This window comes from Collinsella aerofaciens (assembly GCF_040910265.1).
GTDB classification, from domain to species: Bacteria; Actinomycetota; Coriobacteriia; order Coriobacteriales; family Coriobacteriaceae; genus Collinsella; species Collinsella aerofaciens_BK.
Genome location: NZ_JBDGAW010000004.1, coordinates 17,100 through 36,842, shown reverse-complemented (window position 1 = coordinate 36,842; position 19,743 = coordinate 17,100). Strand labels below are relative to the sequence as shown.

18 protein-coding genes and 1 pseudogene are annotated in these 19,743 nt (G+C 57.1%); 18 read left to right on the top strand and 1 reads right to left on the bottom strand.

Going from position 1 to position 19,743, the window contains the following annotated elements; genetic code table 11:
* The first annotated feature begins 48 nt into the window (after nt 1–48).
* From AB5Z14_RS03085 to AB5Z14_RS03000, 18 genes and pseudogenes are all read left to right on the top strand, one after another.
* Nucleotides 49–843: a sugar transferase gene (locus AB5Z14_RS03085; protein WP_368130223.1), complete on the top strand. Its 795-nt coding sequence runs from the start codon at nt 49–51 to the stop codon at nt 841–843.
* Between the two features lies 1 nt (nt 844).
* Entirely contained in the window at nt 845–1,948 is a 1,104-nt protein-coding gene (locus tag AB5Z14_RS03080) for a glycosyltransferase family 4 protein (RefSeq protein WP_117774370.1), read from the top strand.
* Nucleotides 1,948–3,231, top strand: a complete 1,284-nt coding sequence (locus AB5Z14_RS03075; RefSeq protein ID WP_368130222.1) for a glycosyltransferase family 4 protein — start codon at nt 1,948–1,950, stop codon at nt 3,229–3,231. The genes AB5Z14_RS03080 and AB5Z14_RS03075 overlap by 1 nt, the downstream gene beginning before the upstream one ends.
* A gap of 3 nt (nt 3,232–3,234) precedes the next feature.
* Nucleotides 3,235–4,371 (top strand): radical SAM protein, encoded by a 1,137-nt coding sequence (locus AB5Z14_RS03070; protein WP_035138273.1) that lies wholly within the window; start codon nt 3,235–3,237, stop codon nt 4,369–4,371.
* Between the two features lie 72 nt (nt 4,372–4,443).
* Nucleotides 4,444–5,547 carry a polysaccharide pyruvyl transferase family protein gene (locus AB5Z14_RS03065; RefSeq protein WP_197032254.1) on the top strand — a complete coding sequence of 368 codons (1,104 nt, stop codon included), beginning with the start codon at nt 4,444–4,446 and terminating at the stop codon, nt 5,545–5,547.
* Nucleotides 5,548–5,590: 43 nt separating this feature from the next.
* A pseudogene (locus AB5Z14_RS03060) lies at nt 5,591–5,731 on the top strand (4Fe-4S dicluster domain-containing protein); the annotation flags it as partial.
* A gap of 117 nt (nt 5,732–5,848) precedes the next feature.
* The gene (locus AB5Z14_RS03055; RefSeq protein ID WP_233540610.1) at nt 5,849–6,679 is read left to right on the top strand and encodes a Coenzyme F420 hydrogenase/dehydrogenase, beta subunit C-terminal domain; all 831 of its coding nucleotides are present in this window, start codon (nt 5,849–5,851) and stop codon (nt 6,677–6,679) included.
* Between the two features lie 46 nt (nt 6,680–6,725).
* On the top strand, nt 6,726–7,664 hold the full coding sequence (locus AB5Z14_RS03050) for a glycosyltransferase family 2 protein (protein WP_368130221.1): 939 nt from the start codon (nt 6,726–6,728) through the stop codon (nt 7,662–7,664).
* 1 nt (nt 7,665) lies between these two features.
* Nucleotides 7,666–8,943 carry a glycosyltransferase family protein gene (locus tag AB5Z14_RS03045; RefSeq protein ID WP_055287332.1) on the top strand — a complete coding sequence of 426 codons (1,278 nt, stop codon included), beginning with the start codon at nt 7,666–7,668 and terminating at the stop codon, nt 8,941–8,943.
* A gap of 94 nt (nt 8,944–9,037) precedes the next feature.
* Complete coding sequence (locus AB5Z14_RS03040; protein WP_368130220.1) at nt 9,038–10,312, top strand: hypothetical protein; 1,275 nt, start codon at nt 9,038–9,040, stop codon at nt 10,310–10,312.
* Between the two features lie 2 nt (nt 10,313–10,314).
* Nucleotides 10,315–11,388: a polysaccharide pyruvyl transferase family protein gene (locus tag AB5Z14_RS03035; RefSeq protein ID WP_117774364.1), complete on the top strand. Its 1,074-nt coding sequence runs from the start codon at nt 10,315–10,317 to the stop codon at nt 11,386–11,388.
* Nucleotides 11,381–12,886: a lipopolysaccharide biosynthesis protein gene (locus AB5Z14_RS03030; protein ID WP_117774363.1), complete on the top strand. Its 1,506-nt coding sequence runs from the start codon at nt 11,381–11,383 to the stop codon at nt 12,884–12,886. Before AB5Z14_RS03035 ends, AB5Z14_RS03030 begins: the two co-directional genes overlap by 8 nt.
* Before the next feature lie 8 nt (nt 12,887–12,894).
* Entirely contained in the window at nt 12,895–14,112 is a 1,218-nt protein-coding gene (locus tag AB5Z14_RS03025) for a Coenzyme F420 hydrogenase/dehydrogenase, beta subunit C-terminal domain (RefSeq protein ID WP_082421943.1), read from the top strand.
* Nucleotides 14,113–14,313: a hypothetical protein gene (locus AB5Z14_RS03020; protein ID WP_055287323.1), complete on the top strand. Its 201-nt coding sequence runs from the start codon at nt 14,113–14,115 to the stop codon at nt 14,311–14,313. It begins immediately after the preceding gene.
* Complete coding sequence (locus AB5Z14_RS03015) at nt 14,285–15,067, top strand: acyltransferase family protein (protein WP_055287321.1); 783 nt, start codon at nt 14,285–14,287, stop codon at nt 15,065–15,067. Before AB5Z14_RS03020 ends, AB5Z14_RS03015 begins: the two co-directional genes overlap by 29 nt.
* A 341-nt stretch (nt 15,068–15,408) precedes the next feature.
* Complete coding sequence (gene rfbA, locus AB5Z14_RS03010; protein WP_055287319.1) at nt 15,409–16,308, top strand: glucose-1-phosphate thymidylyltransferase RfbA; 900 nt, start codon at nt 15,409–15,411, stop codon at nt 16,306–16,308.
* 23 nt (nt 16,309–16,331) lie between these two features.
* Nucleotides 16,332–17,354, top strand: coding sequence for a dTDP-glucose 4,6-dehydratase (gene rfbB / locus AB5Z14_RS03005; protein WP_368130219.1), 1,023 nt, complete (start codon nt 16,332–16,334; stop codon nt 17,352–17,354).
* A 13-nt stretch (nt 17,355–17,367) separates the two neighbouring features.
* The gene (locus AB5Z14_RS03000; RefSeq protein ID WP_368130218.1) at nt 17,368–18,822 is read left to right on the top strand and encodes a sugar nucleotide-binding protein; all 1,455 of its coding nucleotides are present in this window, start codon (nt 17,368–17,370) and stop codon (nt 18,820–18,822) included.
* Between the two features lie 280 nt (nt 18,823–19,102).
* Here AB5Z14_RS03000 and AB5Z14_RS02995 read toward each other — a convergent pair whose 3' ends face one another.
* Complete coding sequence (locus AB5Z14_RS02995; protein WP_368130217.1) at nt 19,103–19,711, bottom strand: hypothetical protein; 609 nt, start codon at nt 19,709–19,711, stop codon at nt 19,103–19,105.
* Nucleotides 19,712–19,743 lie beyond the last annotated feature (32 nt).

Sequence of the window (19,743 nt, the reverse complement as noted above, 5' to 3'; positions counted from 1 at the left end):
AGCTCGCAAGCGGACGACCGAAGGCAAAAAGTATTGGGGGAGGAGCTCTTGGAGCCTACGATGATGACCATGGCACAGGGCGCGCGGGAGACGCGCACGGCCGCCACGGCGAATTCCGTCACTGCCGCAGCCGGTGCTGCGGGGGATTACCTTACAAACGAAGAAGCGTACAAGATGCTGCGCGGTGCCAACTCCGGCGTGAAGCCCGAGCTTGGGCACAGGCTCTACCGCGTTGTTAAGCGTACGGTGGACATTGTCGCCGCCGGCGGAGCCCTGGTGTTGCTCTTTATTCCCGGGGTAATTCTGAGCGTGGTCATTTGCATAAAGAGCCCGGGCACCAGCCCCCTATATTCACAGTGGCGCGTGGGCCGCGTGCGCAAAGACGGCACGTTCTACCTGTTTAAGATCTACAAGTTCCGCAGCATGGTTCCCAACGCAGACCAAATGCTCAAGGACTTGCAGGCCCAAAACGAGGCCACTGGCCCCATGTTTAAAATGAAGCACGACCCGCGCATTATTCCCGGTGTGGGTAACTTCATTCGCAAGCACAGCATCGACGAGCTGCCCCAGCTCATCAACGTGTTCTTGGGCCAAATGAACCTCATTGGCCCGCGCCCCGGCCTGCCGCGCGAGGTTGCCCTGTACAGCGAGCACGACATGAAGCGCCTGGCGGTAAAACCCGGCTGCAGCGGTCCTTGGCAGGTAATGGGCCGCAGCTACCTGGGCTTCAACGAAATGGTTGAGCTGGATCTTCACTATATAGAGAATCGCAGCCTGCGCCAGGATCTGCGGTTGATATTCGGCACGCTGAAGACGATGTTCTCTGGGGAAGGTGCCGTGTAGCATGCGCATCGCCATGATAGGCCAAAAGAGAACGGGTTCGCGCGAGGGCGGCGTAGAAGTGGTGGTAGGCGAGCTTGCTCGCCGTATGGCAGACCTTGGTCACCAAGTAACCTGCTACGACCGTATGGGCGAAGGAGCTCCTTCCGAGCCCTACGAGAAGGATGGCTACCGCATCGTTCCCGTAAAGGCTCTGGACATCAAGGGGCTCTCTGCGCTCACGAGCAGCTTTGCCGCAACAAGGGCCGCCATCAAAGACGGGGCAGACGTAATTCACTATCACGCAGAGGGGCCGTGCGTCCCCCTTCGTTTTGCGCGTTCCACGGACATCAGGACCGTGGCAACGATCCACGGCCTGGACTGGCAGCGTGCAAAATGGGGCGGCTTGGCTTCCAAGTACATCAAGTTCGGCGAGGCGACGGCGGCCAAGTGCGCGGATGCGCTCATCGTGCTTTCCCGGGGCAATCAGGAGTACTTCAAGGAGGCTTACGGCCGCGAGGCTACGCTCATTCCCAACGGCATCACTCCCGAGGCGGATCTTCCCGCGAAGGAGATCTCCGAGCGCTGGGGGCTCACCCAGGGCTCCTATGTCCTCTACCTCGGTCGCATTGTGCCCGAGAAGCGACCGGAACTGTTGTTGGAGGCGTACAAGCAGGTAAAGACGGATAAGCGCCTGGTTATCGCGGGCGACTCCTCCGATACGGACGACTACGCCGTGGCGCTCAAAGAGGCTGCCGCGTCCGACCCCCGCGCGCTCTTTACCGGCCACGTTGAGGGCAACCTGCTCTCCGAGCTGTACTCCAACGCGTATTGCTACGCGCTCCCCTCCGACGTTGAGGGCCTGCCCATGAGCTTGCTGGAGGCCATGTCTCACGGTGCGGCATGCGTTACCTCGGATATTCCCGAGTGCGCGGATGTTCTGCAGGGTTGCGGGCTCACGTTCCCACACGGAGACGCGGGGGCGCTGCGCGACGTACTTGAAGGCCTGATAGCGGATTCTGCCCAAGCGGAGAGGCTGGGCGCCATGGCACGTGACCGCGCGATTAATGGCTATGACTGGAACAGCGTCGTCCAAAGGACGCTTGCTTTGTATGAGGGTGTTGCGTAATGAAGATCCTTCTTGTAAATAAGTTTCATTGGCGCAAGGGTGGAAGCGAGACGTACTACTTTGCTCTTGCCGATGGTCTTCGCGCTCTTGGGCATGAAGTTGCCTTCTTCAGCATGGAGGATGAGCGTAATGAGCCGACTGAGTGGTCGCGTTACTTTGTAACGAATCGCGACTATAACGGACCGAGCTCTATTGTCGATAAGGCGAAGGCCGCGCAGGCACTTGTGTATTCCAAAGAGGCGCGCGAGAAGTTCGATGCGCTGTGCCGTGAATTCCAGCCCGATGTAATCCATCTCAATCTCACTCATAGGCAGATTACGTTTTCCATCTTGGACGCTCCTTGGCTAAAGCAGCATCCAACGCCGGTTGTGTATACCTCGCACGACTTGATTCTTGCTTGCCCGAGCTATCTTATGCTTGATTCCGAGGGCAACGTTTGCGATTCGTGTCTCGGGGGTCATTTTGGCAATTGCCTTAAGAAGAAGTGCGTAAAGGGTTCGATCGCAAAAAGCGCGTTAGCGGTGGCTGAGGCGGAGTGGCTTAAACGGCACAAAACCTATTCACGTCTCGATCGCATCATCTGCCCGAGTGAGTTCATGCGGAACAAGTTTATTGAAGCGGGGCTTCCCGAGCGTCAGCTTGTCCTCATGCGGAATTTCCTGAATCCCGATTCGATGTCACGGGAAGTTGCCAACCAAAATAATGAAGATCCCTACATGCTGTATCTGGGACGCCTTTCTCGCGAGAAAGGCGTGTTAACGCTCGTGCATGCTTTTGAGAAGGCGGCACCGGTGATCCCTGATTGGCGTCTTGTTATTGCAGGCGATGGCCCTGAATGTGATGCTGTGAAGGTCAAAGTTTCCGCAATGCCAAACGAAATAAGCTCGAGGATTGAGCTGGTTGGATATAAAACCGGTGACGCCCTGCGCGGACTTGTGAATCGAGCCACTCTGGCGGCTGCGCCGTCAGAGTGGCTCGAGAACGCGCCATATGCTGTTCTCGAGGCACTCGCCGCGGGCAAGCCCGTTATCGGTACGAACATGGGCGGAATACCCGAGCTGGTACGTGAGGGTGAAACGGGCTTCCTGGCTGAAGCCCACGATGAGGCAGGACTCGCAGATGCAATCCGTAGGGGTGCGGCTGTGGCCGCCGATCCCTCGGCTTACGCCGCGATGAGCGCGCATTGCCGTTCATTCGTGGCAGAGAACTGTAATCAAGAGAAGTACATCCGGAATCTCGTCTCCCTGTATCAAGAACTAATTGACCGGAAGGTGGTGGCCTAACCCATGGCCGAGAAGAAACTCAACGGAACCGTAATCGTAACGTACCGCTGCAACGCGCGCTGCACCATGTGCAACCGCTACAAGGCTCCCAGCCGTCCGGAGGAGGAGCTCTCCCTCGACGTGATCAAGAAGCTCCCGCGCATGTACTTCACCAACATCACCGGTGGCGAGCCCTTCATCAGGACCGACCTTGCGGATATCGTGCGCGAGCTGTACAAGAAGTCCGACCGCATCGTCATCTCCACCAACGGCTTCTTCACCGACCGCATCATCGCCCTTGCCGAGGAATTCCCCCAGGTGGGAATCCGCATCTCCATCGAGGGCCTGCAGCAGACCAACGATGAGATCCGCGGTCTCCAGAACGGCTTCAACCGCGGCTACGAGACGCTCAAGAAGCTCGTGGAAATGAAGCACCCGGACGTGGGCTTTGGCATGACTGTGCAGGATCGCAACGCTGCGGACTTGGTGCCGCTGTACAAGCTTTCCGACGAGCTCGGCATGGAGTTCGCCACCGCCAGCCTGCACAACAGCTTCTACTTTGTCGAGGCGAAGAACATCATTAAGGACCGTCCCATGGTGGCCCAGAACTTCGAGGACCTGGTAAACGAGCTCCTCAAGTCCAACGAGCCCAAGAAGTGGTTCCGCGCGTACTTCAACATGGGCCTCATCAACTACATCTATGGGCAGAAGCGCCTGCTCCCGTGCGATATGGCGTTCGACACGTTCTTCATCGACCCCTACGGCGACGTCATGCCCTGCAACGGCACCAAGGAGAAGCTCGTTATGGGCAACCTTAACGACGAGTCTTGGGATGAGCTGTGGGAGAGCGCCCAGGCCGAGAAAGTGCGCGGCTGCGTGCGCCACTGCGACCGCAACTGCTGGATGATCGGCTCCGTGTCTCCGGCCATGCACAAGTACATCTGGAAACCCGCGTCGTGGGTGCTGGCGCACAAGCTCAAGCCCGGCAAGAAGTTCGACATGCACGAGCTCCCCATCGTGCGCGACTACGAGTCGGGCAAGGTGACGAAGGAGGAGCTGGACGCTCTTTCCACCTGCGACATGCACGCCGCGATCAACGACGGCCTTTCCGACGCAAGCCGAGCCGACGCGCACGTGTACGAGACTGAGGAGGCGCTGTAGTGCAGCCGGGTGGAAAAATCGAATGCAAAAATTCAGAAATAGCGGTTGCTCGATATCAATCGGAGGAAACACGTGAAAGTATCCTGCATAACCAGGCACGCAATCTCTAATTATGGCTCCCTGCTCCAGGCATATGCGACACAACGAGCGGTAGAGAGCTTGGGGCATGAGTTCGAGATTATGGACTATGTACCTGCTTGTGAGGACGTATCCCAGCAGGTGAGGACGCTTCTTTCGACAAAGCCGTCCTGGAACGGGAACCCGTTGAAGAAGTCTGTCTACAGACTTCTGATGGAGCCTGAGACAAGGGTGGCGGGCAAGCGGTTTGCGCGTGAGCGTTCCCAGCTGCTTAAGATGAGCCCTCACTATGCATCCCTGGAGGAGCTGAAGGCTAATCCGCCCAAGGCCGATGTCTATATGACTGGAAGCGATCAGGTGTGGGGTCCCATCAGCTCGGGCGCATACGACCTGTCATACGCGCTTGAGTTTGCTCCCGAGGGCGCAAGGCGCATCTCATATGCGGCAAGCTTTGGTAAGAAGAATATGCCGGATAGCGTGCGCCCCAGGTTTCTCGAGGACCTTCGAGCATATGAGGCCGTGTTCGTACGCGAGGATGCCGCGCGCGAGCAGCTTGCCTCGTGGGGCATAGAGGCCGGACAGGTTGTCGATCCCACGCTGCTGCTTGATGGCGAGGCGTGGAGAAGGATGGCGGCACCTGCCCCGAAGGGCGAATACATCCTCGTCTACCAGATTCACAGCGACCCGACGGTGGGGCAGTACGCCGTGAAGGTTGCCAAAAAGCTTGGCTTGCCCCTGATACGGATCTCCGCAAGCCTGCACCAGGCCTCACGCGAGGGCAAGTTCAAGTGGCTGCCGACGCTTGCTGAGTTTCTCTCGTATGTCGACAACGCAGCATGCCTAGTCACGGACTCGTTCCACGGTACGGCTTTTGCCATAAATCTCAATACGCCGCTGGTAGAAGTGCTGCCCAAGAACGGAACCTCGAGCAGGAACGTGAGTATTCTGCGACTCACGGACCTCACGGACAGAGTGCTTCAGAATCTAGATGATGTCGAGTTAGCATCCAAGCAGATTGACTTTGGTCGGGTCAACGACGTGATGGGTGCGGAGAGGGAGAAGTCCCTAGCGCAGCTCAAGAGCATGATTGAGGAGTAGGGCATTGTCAAACGTTGGCACTAGGACGGTATGCAAGAAGGATATGTGCGCTGGCTGTATGGCCTGCGTCGATTCATGCCGACATGGAGCGATTGCCATTGAGGATACGATTGAGGCGTATAACGCCCGTATTGATCCTACAAGGTGCGTGGGATGTGGACTGTGCGAGAAAACGTGTCCCCAGATGGTATCCCCATCTTCGTTGCGTCCTCTCGAGTGGCTACAGGGGTGGGCGAAAGATACATTGCTCAGGATGTCATCTTCGTCCGGGGGTCTGGCTACGGCCATCTCGGAGGCGTTTGTGGCGTCAAATGGATTAGTGTGTTCATGTGCACAGGAGGGCGGTGAGTTCCGGTTCCACCTCACTTCTGATGCGGATTATTTGAGGAGGGCCCAAGGCTCCAAATACGTCAAAAGCAATCCGCTTGGTGCGTACCGCGAGGTTAGGGAGGCCCTGCAAGGTGGTCAAAGGGTTCTCTTTATCGGTCTTCCTTGTCAGGTTGCTGCGATGCGTAACTTCGTTGGAAGCCGTTTAGCCGATTCCCTTTACACCATCGACCTTATCTGTCATGGTTCACCGTCCCCCAAGGTCCTGAGCCGATTCTTGGAAGAGACAGGTAACAACCTGTCTAATGAGCTGATACTGGACTTTCGAAAGAAAGTCCAGTTTCAGCTCCGCTATCGCGGAGCTGAAACTGTGGGTAGGACGGGTGTCCGCGATCGCTACTCGATTGCTTTCCTCTCGGGTTTACCGTATACGGAAGGCTGCTACTCCTGCCGCTACGCCAAGGGTGATCGTGTCTCCGATATTACGCTTGGCGATTCATGGGGTAGCGAGCTTTCTGATGAGGTCGCGAACGGGATATCCCTCGCACTTGTGCAGACAGACAAGGGTCGAGAACTGTTAGAAATGACGGACCTTGAGCTTTTGCCGGTTGATCCTGGTCTAGCTGTGGCCAACAATGAACAGCTTCAACGTCCTTCGACGAAGCCTATAGAAAGAAATACCTTTATGGACGGCTTTCGTAACGGGGTACGGGTTAACCGACTCGTTCTCAGGGCGAGGCCAAAAGACTGCGCCAAGTACTTGGTCAAGGATATACTGCTTGCACTGGGTTTGCTCAGGGGTTAACACATCGAGAGCGTTTGCTTTAGGCATTAATGATAAGGTAATCCATATGTTGAGTAATTCCAAGGTGCCAAAGTGCGTCGTATTAATGGCGTCATACAACGGCATCCCATTTATTTCAGAACAAATTGACAGCATTCTCTCGCAGGCTGAAGTTGACGTACGTCTTTTTGTCCGTGACGACGGGTCATCTGATGGTACTCGTGATCTTCTGCAGCGCTATGCAGATGAGGGCAGTCTGACTTTGTTAACAGGAGAAAACCTAGGACCTGCTTTAGGGTTTTTGACGTTGTTGCGGAATGCTCCCGAAGCTGATTACTATGCGTTTTCCGACCAAGATGATATTTGGGATAGCGATAAACTGATAACTGCGATTAAACAGCTTAAGAAGCAGGAGAATTCGGCTCTTTATCATTGCAATTCAAGACTTGTAGATTCAGCTGGTAATGAGATGGGCCGGTTAACCTATGGGCAACAAAGGTGCATATCTTATCGAGATAACGACCCTCTCAACCAGCTTTGCATTGGGTCACCTATGGGATGTACGCAAGTATTTGATAGGCGTATTTGGGAAGTTGTTTGCTTGCACGAGCTGCCCCATCCCGTCATCATGCATGATAAGCTGATAGCTAATCTATGCGTGCTGCTGGGTTATCGGATTGTTTTCGATGCTTCTCCTCATATGGGATATCGCCAGCATGGTCGTAATGTGGTCGGTGTGAGTACTGATTTACCATCTAAAGTGATTGAGAAAATCAATAGTTTTTGTCATCCGCGAGAGATTACTCTTGCAAAGCAAGTTACTGGACTTCTTTCAACTTATTCCGACTGCATTCTTCCTCCAGAGCGTGCTCTTGGAGAGTTGGTATCGAAAATGGACGCTTCTTTCATGGCTAGGTGCAGGGTTTCTTTCTCTTCGAGGCTGAATTTCGGCAGCCTACAAGAGGACCTTTTCAATAGATCTCTCCTCTTGTTTGGGAAGCGATGATATGAGTAAAAGCATCCCCAAACCGCACAATAGTGGGTACGTCCTAGCGCTTGCCTTTTGCGACTATCTCAAGGACAAGACCGGCACCCCAAAGGCTATTATGGCGAGTCAGCAGGCCATGGCGTCGCACGGCATAAGTTACGTCTATCTCCACTCGGTTAAGAAGACCCTGTTCAGGGACGACCAGATGCTATTTTGCGAATTCGGGGTTACGGTCGACGGGGTGGAGGCTGGTGTTTTCAGTATTGCCCAGGTGTGCGAGGCCCTTTGCAGCTGGCAAAAAAGCGGCTTCAGCCTTCTTGAGCTTCATATCCACCACCTTCTGTACGTGAGCCTTGAGAAAGTCTCCGAACTGTTAAAAGTTACAGGCAAAACACCGGTCAGGGCCTTTCTCCACGACTATTACCTGTGTTGTACAAGCTATAACCTCCAAAATAGGAGCGGCTTTTGTGACAGCTCAAGGCTCGGCGACGCTCCCTGCGAGAAATGCCCCCACTTCAGTAACAGCCTTCGTGTGGAGTCGAAGATCCAAGGGCTGTTTGACTCCATCAAAAATCTCCGTTTTGTTGCACCTTCGACCTATACGAAGAATCGGTTTCTCTCATTCAGGCCCCAATACGAGGGCCTTGTTGATGTAATACCGCACCAAAAGCTGCTTGGAGAGTATCTGGGCAACAGACGTCCTCTGAACGCAGGGGAGCGCATCAGGGTTGCCTTTCTGGGGATGCCGAGGAAGACAAAGGGCTGGGAGACCTGGCTTCGCCTCGTATCTGCGGTCGATGAACAAGAGTACGAGTTCTTCGTCTTCAACAGCTCGAACGATATGTATCCAGGGATGAACAAGCGGTTTGTCGAATTTGATGAGAAGCACCCAAATGCCATGACCGACTCTCTCAGGGAGTGCGAGATTGCCATCGTTGTCATGTGGCCATCTTGTCCAGAGACCTATAGCTACACCTGTATGGAATCTTACTCCGCAAACGCTTATACGATTTCGAGTGCATGTGCAGGCAATGTCGCCGACTTTGTCGTTGAGCATGGGTCCGGTTTGGTGCTGAATAACGAGGAGGAGCTAATCGGGCTGTTTAGGGATAAGAGCCGGCTTATCAGGGAGGTCAATCGTTTCAGGAGCGGAAAGCCTGGTCCGCTCGATCTTGTCGATTCAGATGAGATCGTAGACCTGCTTCCATGCTCCTCGGTAGGTCTCAACACGGGAGTTCACATGCACACGAGGCTGATTGAACGTGTGCTGCTGGAGGTACTCAATGCAAGATCATAGGCATGCGAGGCTCGTTATAAATAAAGCGGAGGAGCGGGCTGGTCGAAGAGGTCGTTGGTATCTCCCTAATAAGCAAGGCGTTCTAACCGTTTGCATGGGTGACCTGGCGGATGCGACGATCGTTATAGGTATCTTGGCGCAGGTTTTCTTCCTTGAGTACTATGGTCTGGGGCGATACCTCAACTGGGTAATTACCGGCATGATTTGCGTGAGGGCGCTCTTCTCCGGATGGAAATATAGCGGTAGAGCGCTACTACTTGGGCTGATTACCGTTGCAGGGTGGCTGTCTGGTGCCCTCTTGGGTGGCAATATGGAAACGTTTAGGGCGAATATTTTGCTGCTCCTCTACCCGTTTGTCTATACGCTTTACTTCTTTCTTTTGGTCACTAACAAGAGGGATTTTCTTCTTGGACTCTTTGATGCAGGTTTTCCGGTCTTCAACGCCATATTGCTTCTCAATATGGCGATCATGTTTATCCAGTACTCTACCCATGGGATGATCGCTGCGACAACGAACGACATCAGTTACTTCGAGGACAATATCTCCGGCCTGTTCTCTTATGCGTCCGTCCATGCGGTGGCCCTTTACACTTCATTCGTCGTGCTCTACAACTTCGTCTGGATTAGGAGGCTTCGGGGTCCTCTCTGGCCATCCCTTGCCATCGCTTACAACGTCTGCCTTATCGTCCTGTCCTTCTATCTTGCGACACTCAACGATAATAAGGCGCTCTTCATAATCCTTCCTCTCGTTTTAGTGATGTTCTGGCTTATTTCAGTCATGAGAGGAGAAGCGGATGTTTCGGGTCCCTTCTTTTGGCTTGTCGCCTTGTATTTTATCCTGACAATTGCATACGCCTTGGTGCCTGCGTTCCAGATCCTCGTGGATACGCAAGTGTTTGGTCTGTTCGATATGGTTGGCAGTTCAGCTTCCGTCGGTACTGCTGCCGACGGCAGTAACGAGAGGATTGCTATCATCGGCTTCGCTCTCTTGAGACCGGCTACATGGAGTCTCGGAGAGGGTCTTGGAGCCTCAAGCTTCTACGCGTCCGGGTTCATGTCGTTTAACCACTTTGGTCAAGCGGATATGGGGTCTTTCTTGATTCTCATGGGGGTTTGGGAGACGGCAGCGTATGTAGCGTTTTTCCACTCCGTGGTTAGTGAGTTTATAGAGCAGGAAAAAGGATCTAATGGCCGGATTGTTCGTTTGCTCCTTTTGCTAACAATTCTTATTACCTTTCTGTATACGCAGTGCTTTACAAGGGTGAACTGCTGCTTGTGCCTACTGCTGCTCTGTGGAGCGCTGGCTTGGTCGTGGAATTCCTCGGCTGCAGACTATTTGATTATTGATAGAGACGAAGAACAGGTTTGAACATGAAAATAGGCATTTCCACATTTACGCATGGGGACAACTATGGGCAGAGGCTCCAGAACCTTGCTGTCCAAGAAACTCTCAAACTCTCGGGTGCAGATGTCCTTACGTTCAGACAGAAGGACTCGAGATCTGCCAAATACAAGCTCAAGTCTTTGGCTTCGCTCATTCCAAAGGGGCTTGCCGTTGCCCACATCCAGAGGCATCGTTCGTTTGAGGATTTCAATTCCCGTAACATTTCCTTTAGCCGGGAGGTTATATCTGATTCCAACCCTCCACGTGACATTAAATCCTATGACTTTTTCGTTGCTGGGAGCGACCAAGTTTGGTCTCCGTATTCCCCTGACGCTAACTCCACTATGTTTCTCACGTTTTCGCCAAGAGAAAAGCGCATTGCTTTTTCGCCAAGCTTGGCAGCTCCGACGATTCCCGAGGAGAAGCGTGAGCTGTTCCACGGCTATTTCGACGGGTTTGATAGGCTGTCCGTTCGTGAGCAGAAGAGCGCCGAGCTTATAAACAGTCTGTACGGCTTAAAGGCCGAGGTGTTGATTGACCCAACACTGATGTTTGACGGCTCCTGGTGGGAAAGGTATGAAAAAGAGCCGCACTGCGGGCTTCCAAATGATTATGTATTGACGTACTTCCTCGGGAGTGCAGCTTACGAAGAGAGGGTTGCCGAAATCTGTGATTCACTTAGCTGCAAGAGGGTCGATTTACTAGGGGATGCGCGCTACTACGCCCTCGGGCCTTCAGAGTTCCTCTATGCCGTCCGTCACGCAAAGCTTGTAGCGACAGATTCATATCACGGATCAATTTTCTCGATCTTGTTCGGGAAGCCGCTGATTTATTGCCCTCGTGAGTCCACTGGTCCAGACATGAGCAGCCGATTCGACACGCTAGCCAGCGAGCTGGGTGTTTCTTTCGTTGAGCGGTCAATTCTTTCCGTATGTAATTCGGAACTGCTCGAGAGTGACTATTCAAAGGCGTATGACAGGTTGGCAGCTCAGAGGAAGATCGTTGTTGAATTCCTCGATAGATGTGGATTGAGCATTCCCTCGGAGGCCGCCCGTGGCTAGCCAGCGTAAGGCGGGCGCCCTCCTCGGCTACGCCAACATCCTCGCAAAGAACCTCGTCAACCTCGTCTACACGCCGATGCTACTGTCCTACGTGGGGCAGGCGGACTACGGCGTCTTCCAGAGCTCGAACTCCTTTGTCTTCTCGCTGACGCTCCTGTCCTTCGGTTTCTCCGAGGCCTACGTGCGCTTCTACACGCAGACGGTGGCGCACGGCGGCGAGCGCGACATCCGGCACCTGAACGGCATGTACCTCACGCTTTACGTCGCCGTCACAGCCGCGGCGGTCGCCCTCGGCATGGGCTTCTCCGCAAACGCCGGCGCGGTGTTCTCGGCCGGGTTCACCGAGGCGCAGGTCTCGCTCGCCCGGGAGCTGCTCGCCATCATGACGCTCAACGTCGCCTCGACGTTGTTCACCGTCGTGTTCAATTCCTACATCACGGCGCACGAGCGCTTCGTCTACCAGCAGACCAGGCAGCTCGTCACCACGCTTGCGACGCCGCTGTGCGCCTGGGCCCTGCTGGCCGCCGGTATGGGGCCCGTGGGCGTTGCCCTAGCACAGCTCGCGGTGAACCTCGTCCTGCTCGCCCTCAACGCGCGCTACGCCATCGTCGTGCTGGGCATGCGCTTCGAGCTCAGGGGCGCCGACTGGGGCGTCATGCGCGGCATCGCCGCCTTCAGTGCCTGGATCTTCGGTAACCAGGTCTGCGAGATGGTCAATCAGAGCGTGCCCAACATCATGCTGGGGGCCATCTCGGGCGCGACTGCGGTATCGCTGTTCGCGGTGGCCGTGAACATCCGCCAGGTCTTCTACTCGCTCTCCACCACGATGTCGAACGTCTTCATTCCGAAGGTCAACCGCATCGTCGCCACCTCGGACGACAACGCCGAGCTCACTCGCCTTATGACGCGCGTGGGCCGCTACCAGATGGTACTGTTTTGCTGGGTGTACGGAGGTTTCGCTATTCTTGGGAAGTTTTTCGTGACGAGGTGGGCGGGCCCGGGCTTCGCCGAGGCCTACTGGCTCGTGCTCGCCATGACGCTACCCGTCATGGTGCCCCTCTGTCAGAACGTCGGCATCGAGATCCAGAGGGCCAAGAACATGCACCACGCCAGGAGTCTCGTCTACCTTGCGATGGCGGTCGGGAACGTTGCCTTCACCGCCGCGGCCGCCCCGGCGCTGGGGCCGTGGGCCCCCGCGATCGCCTATGTCGTCAGCATCGTGCTCGGCAACGGACTGTGGATGAACTGGTACTACCAGAAGCGGGTCGGTCTCGACATGCTCTTTTTCTGGAAGCGGAACCTGCCGGTGCTGCTCGCCTGGGCTGCCGTCACCGTCGCCTGCCTCGCTGGCACGGCGGTCCTGCCCGTCAACGGATGGCCCGCGTTCCTCGAGTGGGGCGCCGTTTACAGCGCGCTTTTCGCCGTCGCCCTTTGGCTCGCCGTCCTAACGAAGGACGAACGTATCGCGGTCGTCTCTCGTCTCCCGTTCCTTAGATAGGGTCCATCATGAATGATTCCGAGAAATCCCCGAGGGTCGTCTCGCTTGGCGACCGTTGCTGCGGCTGCGGCGCGTGCGCTGCCCGCTGCCCCAAGTCATGCATCTCCATGGAACCCGATGATTGTGGCTTCCTACACCCCACCGTCGACGCCTCCGGGTGCGTAGGCTGCGGGGCGTGCGACGCCGTATGCCCGGCGCTCAACGCCCCTGGGGAGGACGGGTGCGAGTTCGCCCTCTGGGCGAAGGCTCATGACGTCGGCTTGCTCGATAGATCGTCGTCGGGCGGCGTGTTCGGTCTACTCGCCGGTGACGCTCTCTCGCGCGGCGGTGTTGTGGCGGGCGCCGCGTGGACGGACGGTTGCCGCGAGCTTCGTCACGTGCTCGTGGAGGACAGGCCGGCGCTCGGCGCCGTTATGCGCTCGAAATACGTTCAGAGCGCGGTTGGCCGCGGCGTCTTCGAGGGCGTCCGCGCTGCCCTGCGTGAAGGCAGGCCGGCGCTCTTTGCCGGTACTGCATGTCAGGTGGCTGGCATGCGCTCATACCTGGGGAAACTCGCCGACTCTGACCTCTTCCTCGGCGTCGACGTCATCTGCCACGGTGTTCCGTCTCCAGAGCTCTGGTCGCGCTGGGTCGACTACCGTGGTGAGGCCTTCGGGTCGGACGTCTGCGACGTCAATATGCGGAGTAAGACAACCGGATGGTTGTCTTACTCCGCTATGTACAAGCACATAGCGGAGAAAGACAACACCGGGGACACCGAGTCCCAGATATTCGGCAAAGACTGGTACATGAAAGCGTTTCTGGCCAATGCGAGCCTTCGTTCGTCCTGTCTGGCATGTCCAGCAAAGCGCTCCAGCGGCGCCGATATCACGCTCGGTGATTTCTGGGGGTTCCAGAATACCCATCCCGAGGTCGACAACTCCAAGGGCGTATCTGCCGTCCTATGCAATACCGAGAAGGGCGTGCGGGCATTCGAGGCTATTTCTGGGCTTACTGCAAACGGTCCGGCGACGCTTGATGGGGTAATCGCGGGCAACCCTAGCCTCGTCCATTCTGTCACGCCTTATCCAAAGCGCGACGAGTTCTTGAACGACGTGTCTGCCGGGCTTTCCATCCCAGATCTCATGGACAAGTGGGATTTCCGTCCCACTCTCTGGCAGCGTGTCCGCCGCAAGCTTGGTGGTATTAAACGACGACTAAAGAGACTCGTTGGAAGGAGAGCCTAGATGGCCAAGGATCGCTACCTTCAAGCTCTTCGTGGGCTTGCGATTTCCGCAGTGGTGCTTATCCACTGTCTTCCTCAATGTGCCGCGTCGGTCGCCATTCGCCCATTCCTCAACTTTTCTGTTGCGTTGTTCTTGTTTTTATCCGGTGTTCTTACCGACGAGCGCAAATTTAATGCGGGGGGGTCTTCGACGCCGCATTAGCAAGGTTGCCGGACCTTATGCGTTCTGGAGCGTTATCTATCTTGCGGCGTTTCCCCGCCCTTCATGGGCGTCTGGGTTTCTGGCGTTCGCCGTGGGCTCCGTATCGGCTCAGATGTACTATCTATTGGTCTATTCACAGCTTGTGCTGCTTACTCCGGTACTGTTCAGGCTCCTTTCACGGTATAGGTTCTTTATCTATTGTGTGACACCGGCTTGCTTGCTTCTAAGGGAGCTCGCTGCCGTTGCCGGTATCGCATTGCCTCTAATACAGGTTTTCTGCCCCATGTGGCTCATCTTTTATGTTTTCGGTCTCGACTGGAGGCGTTGGGCTGCGCTCATTGAAGGACGAACCACTCAGCTTGTTGCAGTGCTCTTTATATTTTTAATAATTCAGGAGGTCGCAGGCTTCTGGTGGTATTTGACTGGCGATTTCAATATGGCCACAACTCAGCTTAAGCTCGGTTCTGCCGCGACCTCTTTAGCTGTGATCGCGCTTCTTATGGCGGTTCCGGGATCATTCAAGTCGCGATTATCTTCTACTTTGCTTGTTGACCTTGGGAACGCCTCTTTTGGAATCTACCTCTGCCATATACTTGTTCTCAAGGCCGTTTGGAAACTGCTTGGATTATTCGTCATTCCACTTGGTGTTTCGACATTTGCTGTTTGGGCGCTAACTCTTGCCGGATCTTATTCGCTTGTATCACTTTGCGGTCGTTATTTGCCCGAACGAATTCACATCATTGTGGGATTATAAATTGATTTTCGATACTGGCGCTTTTCATAGCGTTGAAGCAAAGTGAGTCCATTACCAACATTTGGCACGCGATCATCGGTGAAGATACCGGACTTCCTGTTTTCGAACGAGAAGATGACTTTTTACTCAAAATGGCTGATTGGATTAACCAACCTGAAATAACCGGAATCAATCTCCCTTGGTCGAGCATTGAAAAATGGAAGGGGCAATTCAGGTAGCCATATTCCGCAGTCATTACCTTGCCTATTTCGTTAAGAATGAGGGGGTTTAGCAAAATAGGATACCCAAGTCTTATTTATCACTCGATCTAAAGCGCATTTCGATTGTAGAGGACAGATTAAATGAAAGGCATCATTCTCGCGGGCGGGTCCGGAACACGCCTGTACCCGCTCACGCTCGTGACCTCCAAGCAGCTGCTGCCGGTTTACGACAAGCCCATGATTTACTACCCGCTGTCCACCCTCATGCTGGCGGGCATCCGGGACATCCTGGTGATCTCCACGCCGACGGACCTGCCCAACTTCGAGCGCCTGCTCGGCGACGGCTCCCGCTACGGCGTCAACCTCTCCTACGCCGAGCAGCCCAGCCCCGACGGCCTGGCTCAAGCCTTCACCATCGGCGAGGACTTCATCGCCGGCGAGCCGTGCGCCCTCGTGCTGGGCGACAACATCTTCTACGGCAACGGCCTGTCGCGCCACCTGACGCGCGCCGTCCAGAACGCCGAGTCGGGCCGTGCCACTGTCTTCGGCTATCACGTGGACGACCCCGAGCGCTTCGGCGTCGTGGAGTTCGACCGCGAGGGGAGGGCCGTCTCCATCGAGGAGAAGCCCGCCGAGCCTAAGAGCTCCTACGCCGTCACCGGCCTGTACTTCTACCCGGGCGACGTCGCCGCCAAGGCCCACAAGGTTCAGCCTTCCGCCCGCGGGGAGCTGGAGATCACCACGCTCAACCAGATGTACCTGGAGGAGGGGACGCTCTCCGTGGTGACCCTCGGCCGCGGCTACGCGTGGCTGGACACCGGCACCATGGAGTCGCTCCACGAGGCGGCGGAGTTCGTCCGCGCCGTCGAGCACTCCCAGGACCTACCGGTCTCGGTGCCCGAGGAGATCGCCTGGGAGAACGGCTGGATCGACACGGCGCGGCTGGAGGAGGCGGCCGCGGCCTACGGCAAGTCGGTCTACGGCCAGCACCTGAAGAAGGTCGCCGCCGGCGAGATCGTCAACAGCCCGCGCGAGTACTAAACGATTCAATGGGAGATACAGATATGTCTGAAGAGCTCTTCGAGCCCAGGAACATCATCGTCACGGGCGGCTGCGGCTTCATCGGCAGTAACTTCGTGCACTACGTGGTGGACAACCATCCGGACGTCCACGTCACCGTCCTGGACAAGCTGACCTACGCCGGCAACCCCGAGAACATCGCAGGACTGCCCTCCGACCGCGTGGGGCTCGTCGTGGGCGACATCTGCGACGTCGGGCTGCTGGATCGCATCGTCCCTGGTCACGACGCGATCGTGCACTACGCCGCCGAGTCCCACAACGACAACTCCATCGCCGACCCCGAGCCGTTCCTGCGCACCAACGTGGAGGGCACCTTCCGCCTGCTGGAGGCCGTCCGCAAATACGGCATCCGCTACCACCACGTCTCCACCGACGAGGTCTACGGCGACCTGGCGCTCGACGACCCGGCCAAGTTCACCGAGGAGACGCCCTATAAGCCGAGCTCCCCGTACAGCTCGACCAAGGCCGGCTCCGACATGCTGGTCCGCGCATGGACACGCACCTACGGCCTGCGCACCACGATCTCCAACTGCTCCAACAACTACGGCCCCTACCAGCACGTGGAGAAGTTCATCCCCAGGCAGATCACCAACATCATCGACGGCGTGCGCCCCAAGCTCTACGGCCGCGGCGAGAACGTCCGCGACTGGATCCACACCGAGGACCACTCCTCGGCCGTCTGGGACATCCTCACGAAGGGCGAGATGGGGGAGACCTACCTCATCGGAGCTAATGGCGAGAAGAACAACATCACCGTGCTCCGCATGATCCTCGAGGCGATGGAAAAGGACCCCGAGGACTTCGACTGGGTCGCCGACCGCCCCGGCCACGACCGCCGCTACGCCATCGACAGCACCAAGCTCCGGCGCGAGCTGGGCTGGAGGCCCGCGCACACCGACTTCGCCAAGGGGCTCAAGGCCACCATCGACTGGTACATCGCCAACGAGCCCTGGTGGCGCCCGGCCAAGGAGGCCACCGAGGCCCGCTACCGCGCGCAGGGGCAGTAGGGAGAGCAGAGACATGGCAGACATCGCATTCGAGAAGGACCTCTCCGTCACCGAGACGGGCATCGGGGGCCTGAAGGTCGTCGACCTCGCCGTCCACGGCGACTCGCGCGGCTGGTTCAAGGAGAACTGGCAGCGCGCCAAGATGACCGCCCTGGGCATCCCGGACCTCCGCGTCGTCCAGAACAACATCTCCTACAACGACAGCCGCGGCGTCACCCGCGGCATCCACGCGGAGCCCTGGGATAAGTTCATCTCCGTCGCCCGCGGCTCGGTCTTCGGCGCCTGGGTCGACCTGCGCGAGGGCAGCGAGACCTTCGGCAAGGTCTACACGACCGTGCTGGACCCCTCCAAGGCCATCTACGTGCCGCGCGGCGTGGGCAACTCCTTCCAGGCGCTCGAGGACGGCACCGCCTACACCTACCTGGTGGACGCGCACTGGTCGCTCGAGCTGAAGAGGACCTACACCTTCGTGAACCTCGCCGACCCCGAGCTCGCCATCGAGTGGCCGATCCCGCTCGCCGAGGCCACCGTATCCGAGGCCGACCTCAACCACCCGATGCTCGCCGACGTCGTCCCGATGGCGCCGAAGCGCACCCTCGTCACCGGCTGCGACGGCCAGCTGGGCCGCGCGGTGCGCGCGCTCGCCGAGGAGCGCGGCGTCGCCAAGGACTTCGACTTCTGCGACATCGACACCTTCGACATGTCCGACCCCGACGCCTATGCGCAGTACGACTGGTCGCTCTACGGCACCGTGATCAACTGCGGCGCCTACACGGCCGTGGATAAAGCGGAGACCCCCGAGGGCCGCGCCATCGCCTGGAAGGCCAACGCGACCGGTCCCGCCCTGCTCGCACGCACCTGCGCCGAGCATGGGATCACCTTGGTCCACGTGTCCTCCGACTACGTCTTCGACGGCACCGCCGAGGTGCATGACGAGGAGGAGCCCCTCAGCCCGCTGTCCGTCTACGGCCAGACCAAGGCCGCCGGCGACATCGCCGTGGCCGGCTGCCCGCGCCACTACATCATGCGCAGCTCCTGGGTCATCGGCGAGGGCCACAACTTCGTCAAGACGATGAAGGCGCTCTCCGACCGCGTCGCCGACCCCGAGGACGGGCTCACGCAGGTCACGGTCGTGGACGACCAGCTGGGCCGCCTGACCTTCACGCGCGACATGGCCGAGGCCATCTTCCACGTCCTGGACGCGAAGGCCCCCTACGGCACCTACGACTGCACCGGCTCGGGCGCCGTGAAGAGCTGGGCCGACATTGCCCGCGCCGTCTTCGAGGCCGCCAACGGCAACGGCGACAGGGTCGTGCCGGTGTCGACCTCCGACTACTACGCCGGCGCCGCGGGCCCCGTCGCCCCGCGCCCGGTCCACTCCGCGCTCGACCTGTCCGGGCTCGAGTCGGTCGGCTTCCACATGCCCGACTGGGAGGAAGAGCTGGGGGAGTACCTCAAGACGCTCTAGCCGCTATTAACTTTTCGAGAGTAAAAGCCGCCGCTTGTTAACGGCGGCTTTTCTTATGCCTGGCGTATAGCCCCGCTGCAAAAAAGCGGCAGATATCGCATGGTTTACCGTAAGCCCCACAATTACGACTAGGTTCTTAGAAGATGAGCTTGCTTAATTAGGTATTTACTACCGAGTTTAGATAAAACGCTAGAAGCTGAAGCAAATGACCTAAGACCAGCTTTTTGCTTACTGTTTTACCAACGACATAGCCGATAAAATCAAATCGCACCGGAATGGTCTAGGCGTATTCTTTGTTTCCAATCCAAATGGCGTAGAAGTCCACGTTGCCTGCGGCGTCGATGACGAACCACGCGTCGTCGCATACGCGGTGGGCCTTCCAGCCCGCGCACGCCATCGACCCGCCGGAGAAGCCCAGCGACGACGTCAGCATAGCGGTCGGCGTGCCCACGACGACCCTCGTTGTCCTGGCGGCGGCGGGCGCCACGTCCGACCCGTGGTAGCGGATCGTGTAGGATGCGGGCTCCTTGTAAGTGGCGTAGAAGTCGAACCTTAAAATCCACTTGTAACCGAACTGCATGGCAAAGATGGAATTGGCAGTAAGATCGGCCTTGGCGTCGGTCGTCCTCCACTCGCGCGGGTTCATCGCAAAGGCGACGATGCCGTTCTGGATTCCACTGATGCTGGGCGGAAAGGACTGGTTGCCAGCATCTACTGAAAAGCTCTCCTCGCGAGCGGCAAGGTGTCTCTGAATCCGTTCGACATATTTGCTGGCCCACTCATCAGCCTTGCCGTTGCGGACGTAGTAGTTATTCTTAAGGCTATTTGAGCTGGTAGAGTAATCGTCGGTGGTGTAAATCTTCTCGTGCCTCGGATGCGCAATTACCATGAGCTCGTCAGTGAGGCAGAAGTACAGATGAC